Annotated in this window: 8 protein-coding genes; 4 read left to right on the top strand and 4 right to left on the bottom strand. The window is 62.3% G+C overall.

The features are described 5' to 3' along the window. Nucleotides 1-4: 4 nt before the first annotated feature. Nucleotides 5-1,240: a chromate efflux transporter gene (gene chrA, locus U5A65_RS12585; RefSeq protein WP_321946420.1), complete on the bottom strand. Its 1,236-nt coding sequence runs from the start codon at nt 1,238-1,240 to the stop codon at nt 5-7. 282 nt (nt 1,241-1,522) lie between these two features. On the opposite strand from chrA, the gene bfr reads away from it, so the two are divergent. Next, nucleotides 1,523-1,999 carry a bacterioferritin gene (bfr, locus tag U5A65_RS12590; protein WP_254336224.1) on the top strand — a complete coding sequence of 159 codons (477 nt, stop codon included), beginning with the start codon at nt 1,523-1,525 and terminating at the stop codon, nt 1,997-1,999. Nucleotides 2,000-2,023: 24 nt separating this feature from the next. On the opposite strand, the gene U5A65_RS12595 is transcribed toward bfr, so the two are convergent. Next, nucleotides 2,024-3,730 carry a site-specific integrase gene (locus U5A65_RS12595; protein WP_321946421.1) on the bottom strand — a complete coding sequence of 569 codons (1,707 nt, stop codon included), beginning with the start codon at nt 3,728-3,730 and terminating at the stop codon, nt 2,024-2,026. Nucleotides 3,731-4,061: 331 nt separating this feature from the next. Here U5A65_RS12595 and U5A65_RS12600 point away from each other — a divergent pair, with 331 nt between their 5' ends. Beyond that, nucleotides 4,062-4,808, top strand: coding sequence for a carbonic anhydrase family protein (locus tag U5A65_RS12600; RefSeq protein WP_321916446.1), 747 nt, complete (start codon nt 4,062-4,064; stop codon nt 4,806-4,808). 49 nt (nt 4,809-4,857) lie between these two features. On the opposite strand, the gene U5A65_RS12605 is transcribed toward U5A65_RS12600, so the two are convergent. After that, nucleotides 4,858-5,460, bottom strand: coding sequence for a phosphatase PAP2 family protein (locus U5A65_RS12605; RefSeq protein WP_321946422.1), 603 nt, complete (start codon nt 5,458-5,460; stop codon nt 4,858-4,860). A gap of 370 nt (nt 5,461-5,830) precedes the next feature. Between U5A65_RS12605 and bktB the strand changes: the two genes are divergently transcribed. Together bktB and U5A65_RS12615 are read left to right on the top strand one after the other, a co-directional pair. After that, complete coding sequence (gene bktB / locus U5A65_RS12610) at nt 5,831-7,018, top strand: beta-ketothiolase BktB (protein WP_321946423.1); 1,188 nt, start codon at nt 5,831-5,833, stop codon at nt 7,016-7,018. 37 nt (nt 7,019-7,055) lie between these two features. Further along, complete coding sequence (locus tag U5A65_RS12615) at nt 7,056-7,907, top strand: 3-hydroxybutyryl-CoA dehydrogenase (RefSeq protein ID WP_321916451.1); 852 nt, start codon at nt 7,056-7,058, stop codon at nt 7,905-7,907. Between the two features lie 105 nt (nt 7,908-8,012). On the opposite strand, the gene U5A65_RS12620 is transcribed toward U5A65_RS12615, so the two are convergent. Further along, a complete protein-coding gene (locus U5A65_RS12620) occupies nt 8,013-9,227 on the bottom strand; it encodes a mechanosensitive ion channel family protein (RefSeq protein WP_321916453.1) in 1,215 nt (404 codons plus the stop codon). Nucleotides 9,228-9,872: the final 645 nt, after the last annotated feature.

Here is a 9,872-nt window from a genome sequence, read left to right on the forward strand (position 1 = left end):
CCGCTTACCGCAACAGCATTTCAGCGACGCCAGCCACTGCTGAAAGCACCACGACAGCGAGTGGCGGCACTTTCCAGCGTGTGAGCAACAAGAAGCCGATGGCCGCGATCGCAAAGTCGATTCGCGTCTGGACGGCGCTCGTCCAGACGGGCGAGTAGAGCGCCATGGCAAGCAGGCCGACCACGGCTGCGTTGACGCCCGCAAGCATGGCCGCCATCGACGGGTGGGCGCGCAGCGCTAGCCAGTATGGCAGCGCAGCGAGCACGAGAAGCAGGCCTGGCAGAAAGATGCCTGCCAGGGCCACCGTCGCACCCAGCGCGTGAGTGGATGGGCCGCTCATGATCCATCCAAGGAAAGCGGCAAACGTGAAAAGCGGACCAGGCACAGCTTGCGCAGCGCCGTAGCCAGCAAGAAAATCGGTAGGCGATACCCAGCCGGTCGCTACGGTCTCACGCTGCAGCAGCGGCAGTACGACGTGACCGCCGCCGAAGACGAGAGCGCCCGAGCGGTAGAAGGCGTCGAACACGCGGATGGTGTGAGTCGTGTCGAATGCGGCAAGCGCCGGAAGCCCGAAAAGCAGCGCGCAAAAGAGGGCAAGCGCGAACAGACCTGTGGTACGCGAAACATGAAATTCCTGCGTATGCCCACGCGTGCCGACGACGGTTCCCGAGGGCGTGGACCGGCACAGCACGATACCGAGCACCGCGCCAAGCACGATAACGATCAACTGCGCATAGGCCGTCGTCATCACAGCGAGAAGCACGAGCGCAACGAGTGCAATGCCGGCGCGGCGGTAGTCGGGGCATAAGCGCCGCGCCATGTCCCAGACGGCTTGCGCGACGACGGCAACGGCAACGAGTTTCAGGCCATGAATGAGCCCGCTTCCCGCAGGGCCACCGAGTTCGGGCGCCACGACGGCAAAGGCGATCAGCAGCGCGGCGGATGGCAACGTGAATCCGCACCAGGCTGCGAGGCCGCCGAGCCAGCCGGCGCGCAGCAGACCGATTGAGAATCCGGTCTGGCTGCTGGCCGGACCCGGGAGAAATTGGCAGAGGCCGACCAGATCCGTGAAGGTTTCGTCGTCGAGCCAACGCCGCCGCTCGACGAACTCACGACGAAAATAGCCGATATGGGCGATGGGGCCGCCAAAGGACGTCAGGCCGAGTATCAGAAAGACTCGCAGGACTTCAAACGCGGTTCCCGCACGGGCCGGCTGTGACGTCGACATCCTTGTTTTCATGGTAATTTATTTATAAGGAATACGAATAGTATTCGATGCCGCCGCCGATCGTGCCGACAGCGACCAGGCCGCGTCGAGAAAGTCCCGCGCTGATCCCGTTGTTCGCAAACATGATCTCCGATTGAGGAAGCGGTTCAAAACGTCATTCCTCTGCTTAAATAGGGCCGATAAAACGCGGAATCCTTCTCATTGACACTCTCGTTCGTGCGTCGCGCGCGCCGAATGTCTATGCTCGTTCTAATTGTCTCGACGCGGGAACGGCGCAGCACCCAGGAGGGAGTCATGCAAGCAGATCCAAAAGTTATCGAATATCTCAATGCGGAACTCAAGAACGAGCTGACGGCGATTAATCAGTATTTTCTGCACGCGCGGCTGTACGGCCACTGGGGCCTCGCAGGACTCGGCAAACACGAATACGACGAGTCGATCGAGGAAATGAAGCATGCCGACAAACTGATCGAGCGCATTCTCATGCTCGACGGCCTGCCCAATCTGCAGGACCTTAGCAAACTTTTGATTGGCGAGGACGTACGCGAGGTGCTCGAGTGCGACCTCAAGCTCGAACGCACCGCGCAGGCACAGTGCAAGGAAGCCGTTGCGTACTGCGAATCTGTGCGGGATTTCGTGTCGAGAGAGATTTTCGTCGAGATCCTGGACGACACGGAGGACCACATCGACTGGCTCGAAATCCAGCTTGGGTTGATCGACAAGATCGGCCTTGAAAACTATCAACAGTCGGCAATGGGGTCGGTCAGCTGAAACGCAAGCTCGCGTGGATCGTGCTCATTTTGGCTTGGCGAATGCGTCTGCGATTTGCCGTGCACGCTTGACCTCGTCGCTGTGCAGATAGATCGAGGTGGTCGAGACAGAAGCGTGCCGCAGGTTGTCGCGCACCGTGGTGAGTTCCGCGCCGCGCCCGAGCGCGTGCGTCGCATGCGTGTGGCGCATCCAGTGCGGACTCGCGCGGCGCAGTTTGTCCGCGAGCGGCGCGTGATCGGCCTCGATGGCTTTTGCGGCCAGCACGAAGAAACGCCGAAGCACGCCCCACAAGCGCGCGCTACTGATCGTGGCGTCGCTGTCGGCCTCGAGACTGCCGATGACTGGCGTGGCCGGATTCCAGCGCTGGGGCACGACCGGCAGGTCACGTTCGGCCAGATAGCGCGCGAGCGCATCCCAGGCGAGCGGCGGCAAGGCGACGCGCGCGAGCTTTTTCCCCTTGCCCGTGACGCGCAGCCAGTGATCGCCGCGCGCATCCGTCTCGACGTGCCCGAGCGTGGCCCCAACCAGCTCGCTCGCGCGCAGGCCGGTCGCATAACCGAAATCCAGCAGGAAGCGCAGCCGCTGCGCCGCCGGCGCCGACCAGCCGTATGACCACTCCAGGCCGTCCGCGATCGTGCGCGTGAGCGCCCATTCCCCTTCGCTGAATGCGTGTGAGGTGTCGAGAACCTGCGCGCCGCTCGCGCCGCGCACTTTCACGCCGGAAAACGGATTGGCGAGCACGTAGCGCTGCTCGATGAGCCAGCGAAACAGCGCGCCAAGGATCGACAGCGCATGCGCGACCGAGCGCGCCGAGAGGCTGCCGTTGAACGGCCGCCAGTCTGGCGAGGTGCGCGCACGCACGGGGCCGACCCAGCGGCCGCGCGGCGAGGGATGACGCAGGAACGCGCGGTAGGCGATGGCGTCTTCGGTCGTGAGCGAAGAGAGCGCGCGGCCGCGCTCGACGATCGCCCAGAGGATCAGGCGTTCGGCTTCCTTCTTGTAGGTGCGCTGCGTGGCGGGCGATTCATGCAACGCAAGCCAGGTCTGCACGGCTTCATAGTCGTTCGAGGCGTCCAGCGTGCAGGTCGCGCGCGGCGCACGGAACGCGCCTTCGGAGCCATCGACTTCGTGCGGCAGCTTCAGGGCTTCCCATGGCGCGATGTCGCCGCGCTGGCTCGCCACGATGAGCGCGCGCGCCTTTTCCGTGAGTGAGGGCCACGCCGCAAAGAACGCTTCGATTGCGCGGGCGCTCGCCATGCCGAGTCCTGCCACTGCCTTCCACCACTGGCGGCGGCGCGGAATGCGCACGGTAAGGTCGGCGAGCGTGGTAATGCCGTGCGCGTACAGCACCCGCACGGCGCGCGGGGCGAACCACTGTGCGATGTCGTCGGCGATCTGGGGTTCGGGGGGGCGGGCGGTGCGCAGGCTGTCGATTGCCTGCGCGACAGCCTTGGCGTGGCGCTCGCGCTCTTCAACCGGATGCTCGAACAGCGCCACCAGATCGTCGCGATGCGCTGCGCGCGCGATGGCGACCAGCCTGCGCCGGATGCGCCCGAGCACGCCACGTGCCGATTTTCCGTCGCCGAGTGCCGAGGGCAAATAGCGCTCTACGGCCGGGCGCACGGCGAGGCCCGCGTACCACGCGCGCAGCATGGCGAGTTCGTCGGCGTCGGGGAACCCGGGCGGTGCGCTGGGTGCGGGGGCTGGCAAGGGCGTGTGGCGCGTTTTCATGTCTCGTAGTTTAGCGTAAAAATTAGCACCTTATGATAAGAAGGATTATCTTTATAGCTGCAAACCACGGCAATTTTTCACGAAAAACGGGGGGCGTTCCGGGCCGACGTCGATTACGGGGGGCGTTTCGCGGCCGCTGAAATCGGGCGCTGGAAGGAAGCTCAATCCTCCCGGCGCAGGCGCAGCCAACTATCACGATTTCACGTGCCGCCTATACTGCTGACCAGCCGTCTTCACATTGCCTACGTGCTGATTTCAGGCTGTTAGCGAACATCGGCCCAGACTTCTCCCCGAGCCACGGCTCGAGCCCCGCAAATGAAGGAGATTTCCAATGTCTGCAAACACGGCGATTGATGTCCCGGACGACCCGGAGGATGGCGGCAGACGCAAGTGGATCAAGGCCGGCATCAGTGTGGCTACGCTCGTTGCAGGTGCCCAGTTCGCCGCGGGCGATGTGCAGGCGGCGGCGCTGTCCGAATCGCAGCGCAACGCGCTGACTCCAGATCAAATCATCGAAATGATGAAGGCCGGCAACGAGCGGTTTCGCACCGGCAAGATGAAAAAACAGGATTTTCTCGCGCAGAAACGAGCGAGCGCGGCCGGGCAGTATCCTGCTGCGATCGTCCTCAGTTGCATCGACTCGCGCGCGCCAGCCGAGATCATTCTGGATATGGGAATCGGCGACACCTTCAATGCCAGGATCGCGGGAAACATCGCAAACCAGGACATACTCGGGAGTATGGAGTTCGCTTGTGCCGTCGCTGGCGCAAAGGTGATTCTGGTGATGGGGCACACCGCATGCGGAGCGATAAAGGGGGCAATCGATAACGTTCAGCTAGGAAATTTGACGGGTTTGCTCCAGAAGATTCAGCCGGCGATCACGGCAACGCAATATTCTGGAGAACGAACCAGTAAAAACGAAGCGTTTGTCGATGCCGTAGCGCGATCGAATGTTCAGGGTGCGATAGCCGCAATCCGCAGCGGAAGCCAGATTCTGTCTGATCTGGAAAACAAAGGGAGCGTAAAGATGGCGGGCTCGATGTATGACATCAAGAACGGCAAGCTAACCTTCCTGTGAGAATTCGAACGGGCACGTCGATGGCCGCGCTCGCGGCCAGTGCGTCTCGCTACGGCCGTAACCACCGCAGCTCAATCGGCACGGCGAGAACCTTCCTGTAGAGCGCGATCAGCGCGCGGGTCAGTGCCATGCCCCCGAGTCGCCAGAGGGGGCTGCTAACCACGTAGGTCGACCACGCAACGATCGCCGCACCGATCATGTCGAGCGGCCAGTGCACCCCGACGAATATGCGAGCCCAGGCAACGGCGATATCGACGAACACGGCAAGCAAGCCGATTCCTCGCTTTCCGCCATACAGGAACGTGAACGCAACGGCGGACAGCAACGTCACATGATCGCTAGGAAACGAAGAATCTGGCACATGGGCGAGGAACGTATGACCCGTTGCGCTTGCGAAAGGGCGCGGATGGTACCACGTCAGACCGATCAACTGGTTGACGCCGAGGGCAAGCAAGCCTGCTAGGCAAGCGCGCACGGCCAACGCGCGACGCTCGTCTGCGCCTGTCAGCCATAGTGCCACGAGCATGGCGGGGACAAGCAGGATCGCATAGTCGGCAATCAGGATGCCCGAAACGACAAGCCAGTGCGGCGTCGCGGGTGTGGCATTGAGTATGAGAAAGAGGGTTCGGTTCAATGTTTCGACTGCATCCATAAGAGCCCTTTGCTTACACGTGCGTTCTTGTCTCACCGCTGGAGAGCGGTTCCGGTTGGCGAAATCGATTCTACGCACGGGCCGCTTAACGAAACCTTAACCGGTGCCGGATCGGCCTTGACGAAATCACGCGCTCCACGAGTGCTCTAACAGACAGGCGCGCCCGAGGTCCATCGCGTGGCTGCCGTTGACGGTATGACATGGCCAGTTTTGTCAGTATGTCGGCCGGTTTCATCAGTCTGTCCAGCTTCTGTTGGCGCTACGATTCGCGTGCCGTGCCTTGAATACCTGAAAAACAGGTCGGGGCGAGGCGTAGCAACGCGCTGCGCCGCCGCTTCACGGGCAGCTAACAGATCACTAAGGAATCCATATGAGCAGGGAAGTCGTGGTGGTGGGCGGTGTGCGGACCGCGATCGGAAAATTCGGCGGCAGCCTGAAAGATGTGCCGCCAACCGAACTCGGTGCAATCGTCGTGCGTGAACTGCTCGCGCGCAGCCACGTCGAAGCAAAGGACGTGGGGCACGTGGTGTTCGGCAATGTGATCGCCACAGAGCCGCGGGACTTCTACCTGTCTCGCGTCGCCGCGATCAACGCCGGCATTCCTGAATCGACGCCTGCGTTCAACGTCAACCGGCTGTGCGGGTCGGGTTTGCAGGCGATCGTTTCCGCGGCGCAAACCATTTTGCTAGGCGACGCTGAGGTAGCGATCGGCGCCGGCGCCGAGAACATGAGCCGCGCGCCCTACATCACGACCGAGGCGCGCTTCGGCGCACGGATGGGCGATGCACGGCTCATCGACATGATGCTGGGTGCGCTCAACGACCCGTTCCACACGGTGCCGATGGGTGTCACCGCCGAAAATGTCGCGGGCCGTTATGGCATTACGCGTGAACACCAGGACAACCTCGCGCTCGAGTCGCATCGCCGTGCTGCGCGCGCTATCGCCGAAGGCCGGTTCGCCAGCCAGATCGTGCCGGTCAAGCGCACGGTGAGGGGGCGCGAGAGCGTTTTCGATACCGACGAACACTTGCGCCACGATGCAACGATCGACGACTTCGCGAAACTCAAGCCCGTATTTGCGAAAGAGAACGGTACGGTCACGGCGGGCAACGCTTCGGGCATCAACGACGCGGCCGCAGCCGTCCTGCTGATGTCGCGCGCAGCGGCCGAGGCGCGCGGCCTCGCGCCGATGGCGAAACTCGTCGCGTACGCGCACGCAGGCGTCGATCCGCTCTACATGGGCATTGGCCCGGTGCCGGCTACGCGTCTTGCGTTGCAGCGCGCGGGATTGACCGTCGCGGACCTGGACGTGATCGAGTCGAACGAGGCCTTCGCCGCTCAGGCGTGCGCGGTCACGCAGGAACTGGGCCTCGATCCTGAAAAGGTCAACCCGAATGGTTCGGGTATTTCACTCGGCCATCCCATTGGCGCGACGGGCGCACTGATTGCCGTGAAGGCGCTGCACGAACTCAAGCGCATTGGTGGCCGCTATGCGCTCGTCACGATGTGTATTGGAGGCGGGCAGGGTATCGCCGCCATTTTCGAAAACTTGCAGTAATCGTTGAAAGCGACTTCGGTCGCGCGAAAAAAACGCAATGCAAATCGAAACATTGGGAATCGTCGGCGCCGGGACGATGGGCTCCGGCATCGCGCAGGTCGCCGCACTCGCTGGCCTGCGCGTGATCGTGGTCGACGTTAGCGACGCGGCGCTCGACAGAGGCCTCACCGCGGTGAGGGGAAGCCTCGATCGGCTCGTAGCGAAAGACAAGCTGGACGCAGCGGCGGGCAACGCCGCGCTTGCGCGCATCGAGACGTCTACGGACTATCAGCGGCTCGGTGCTGCCGGGCTCATTATCGAAGCGGCCACCGAAAGCCTCGATCTGAAGTTGCGCATCTTGAAGCAGATCGAAGCGGTTGCGCGCCCCGGCGCCTTTCTCGCTTCCAATACGTCGTCAATCTCGATCACCACGCTTGGCGCGGCGCTCGCCGACCCGTCGCGCCTCGTCGGCATGCACTTCTTCAATCCAGTGCCGCTGATGCCGCTTGTTGAAATCATCGAGGGCCTCGAAACCGGCAGCGCCGCCGCGGAGGCGGTTCGCGAACTGACATTGCGGCTCGGCAAGTCGCCAATCAGTGTGCGCAATTCGCCGGGTTTCGTGGTCAATCGCATTCTCGTGCCGATGATCAACGAGGCTTTCTTCCTGTTGGCCGAAGGTGTCGCGCCAGCCGAGGATATCGACACCGGCATGCGTCTTGGCGCGAATCAGCCAATTGGCCCGCTGGCGCTGGCCGACCTCGTCGGGCTCGACGTGGTCCTTTCGGTCTTGGACGTGTTTTACAAGGACTTCGGCGATTCGAAATACCGCGCGTGCCCGCTGCTTCGCGAACTGGTGTCCGCCGGACGTCTGGGCCGCAAGACTGGGCGCGGCGTTTACAGTTACGACTAGGATTGCTTCGAGGGAATCGGCGTCGTGGTCGGCATCAAGACAGCCGATGACCGGTGTCGCCGGATTCCAATGCACGGTCAGGGGCGGCAGGTCGCGTCGGGCAGATTACAGCTGCCGCGGTGACGCGCGCTGCTCCTGCCAGCAGCGCAAGCCGAACTGCGACACGACCCCGTAGGCATGATCGAGCATGTCCGACTGCAGGTTTTCGTACGGTTCCCAGCGCGTTTCGTCGACATAGAGAAATATTTCAAGTGCGATGACGGGCTGGCTCGACTGCACCTGCCGGATAACGATCGGCATGTCCTTGTGGACCGACGGATGATCGCGAAAATACGCGTCCAGATAGAGGCGGTACAGGCCGAGGTTCGTGCGGCGCTGGGTGTGGCCGGGCGCCACTCGCACAAGTGGCCCTTCGGGGGCGTTGCCTAGCCGGGCGAGCAGTGCCTCGCCTGGAAAGCAGACGGTGTCGGCATCGAAATGTATCGCATGCCTGACGCGCCGAGCGCCGGACTCGGTCATCCCACGCCAGTTCTTCACGCTGTTCGTGAGAAGGACGTAGCTTGGCAGCATGACGATCGAATTGTCGAAGTTCTGGACTTTGATCGTGTTCAGTGCAATGTCGATCACGGTGCCATCGGCGACGAAGCCGGGCACTTCAATCCAGTCTCCCACCCGCACCATGTCGTAGACGGTGAGCTGGATGCTGGCCACGAAGCCGAGCAGCGAGTCGCGGAAAATGATGATCAGAAGCGCCGTCATTGCGCTGAGGCCGGTGAGGAAGTAGGCCGGTGAGCGTTCCAGCAAAACCGAAATCCCCGCGATCAACGCGATCACGTAGAGCGCGATGGTTGCGGTCTGCAAAAAGCTTTTGATCGGGCGCTCGCTTGCGGATGGGAAGTGACTGTAGCGCTCACCCACGCTTTCGAGGAACGCGAGCGCGGCGCGCAGGAGCGTATACACCATGAAGCACGCCGCGAGCACGGCCAGCGGATGGCCGAGCGCCGCAACCAGCGGGAACGTGAGCCCCGAGATCAGCGGGGCGGAAACATAGAGGATCAAGGCGGGCACTAGCGGCGCGAGCCGATGGAATACCTTGTGGGATTCGGCGGCACGCAGCCACTTGCGCTGCGGCTCGCGCGCAAGGCGGCCAACGATCATCAGCATGATCGAGCGCGTGACGTAGTAGCAGATCGCGCTCGCCAGCAGGATCGCGAGCAGCAAGGCTGCGATTAGCAGCACCGCCACAAGCGTGCTGTCGGTGTAAATGTGGAAGTGATGCCAGTCCGGACCGCCCTCGATACGTAGCGCCTTGTCGAACATGGATCCCTCCAGTGCCGGTAAGCCGTTTCTGCGGACAAGCCCCGTTCAAACCGGTAATACAGGACGACACAGCGGCTGCGGCGCGAAGCCTGCCGGAGGGGAGGGTCCAGTGCGTACGCGGTCTGGCTCGGCTAGCGCGTTGTCCGAGCGTCAATGTAGTGACGTCGCCTTGTCGTGCTAAGCGGCATCATACATTTCATGGTTTGTACGATCCACCGGCATGGCCCGGATCCCCTTGGCAGACCGCCGCCATCACCTGTGGCAGCGTCGGCCGACAAGGGCGCTTTCGTATCCCGACGTCCGGATGCCGGCATCTCGCGGTTCCGCTCGCGGGTTTTTCGTGATTGCAGCAGGAAGCTGGCGAGCAGCGCTTGCGTTGCAAAATCAGCGCAGGCGGGCTGCACCGGGACGAGATCGACAACGCTATTTCTGTAGAGGGAAACCACTCGCTGACTTCGCGTCGAATAATCAGTGTAGCGGCCCCAGAAATAAATATTCCAGATTCTCTTGACGAGTGGTTCTTGGGCCTGCATAATTCGCCTCCTTCGCTGATCGCTGCGAACGAAAACGAAGCGATTAAGACGAATTGCTCTTTAAAAATTTACAGCCGATAAGTGTGGGCGCTTGATGCGGTGGCGGCCTGGT

Source organism: Paraburkholderia sp. J10-1, from assembly GCF_905220165.1.
Classification (GTDB): domain Bacteria; phylum Pseudomonadota; class Gammaproteobacteria; order Burkholderiales; family Burkholderiaceae; genus Paraburkholderia.

What these genes read in the sequence shown, in the direction of transcription:
- chrA (WP_321946420.1), bottom strand. Translation starts at nt 1,240, where the DNA reads ATGAAAACAAGGATGTCGACGTCACAGCCGGCCCGTGCGGGAACCGCG.
- bfr (WP_254336224.1), top strand. Translation starts at nt 1,523, where the DNA reads ATGCAAGCAGATCCAAAAGTTATCGAATATCTCAATGCGGAACTCAAG.
- U5A65_RS12595 (WP_321946421.1), bottom strand. Translation starts at nt 3,730, where the DNA reads ATGAAAACGCGCCACACGCCCTTGCCAGCCCCCGCACCCAGCGCACCG.
- U5A65_RS12600 (WP_321916446.1), top strand. Translation starts at nt 4,062, where the DNA reads ATGTCTGCAAACACGGCGATTGATGTCCCGGACGACCCGGAGGATGGC.
- U5A65_RS12605 (WP_321946422.1), bottom strand. Translation starts at nt 5,460, where the DNA reads ATGGATGCAGTCGAAACATTGAACCGAACCCTCTTTCTCATACTCAAT.
- bktB (WP_321946423.1), top strand. Translation starts at nt 5,831, where the DNA reads ATGAGCAGGGAAGTCGTGGTGGTGGGCGGTGTGCGGACCGCGATCGGA.
- U5A65_RS12615 (WP_321916451.1), top strand. Translation starts at nt 7,056, where the DNA reads ATGCAAATCGAAACATTGGGAATCGTCGGCGCCGGGACGATGGGCTCC.
- U5A65_RS12620 (WP_321916453.1), bottom strand. Translation starts at nt 9,227, where the DNA reads ATGTTCGACAAGGCGCTACGTATCGAGGGCGGTCCGGACTGGCATCAC.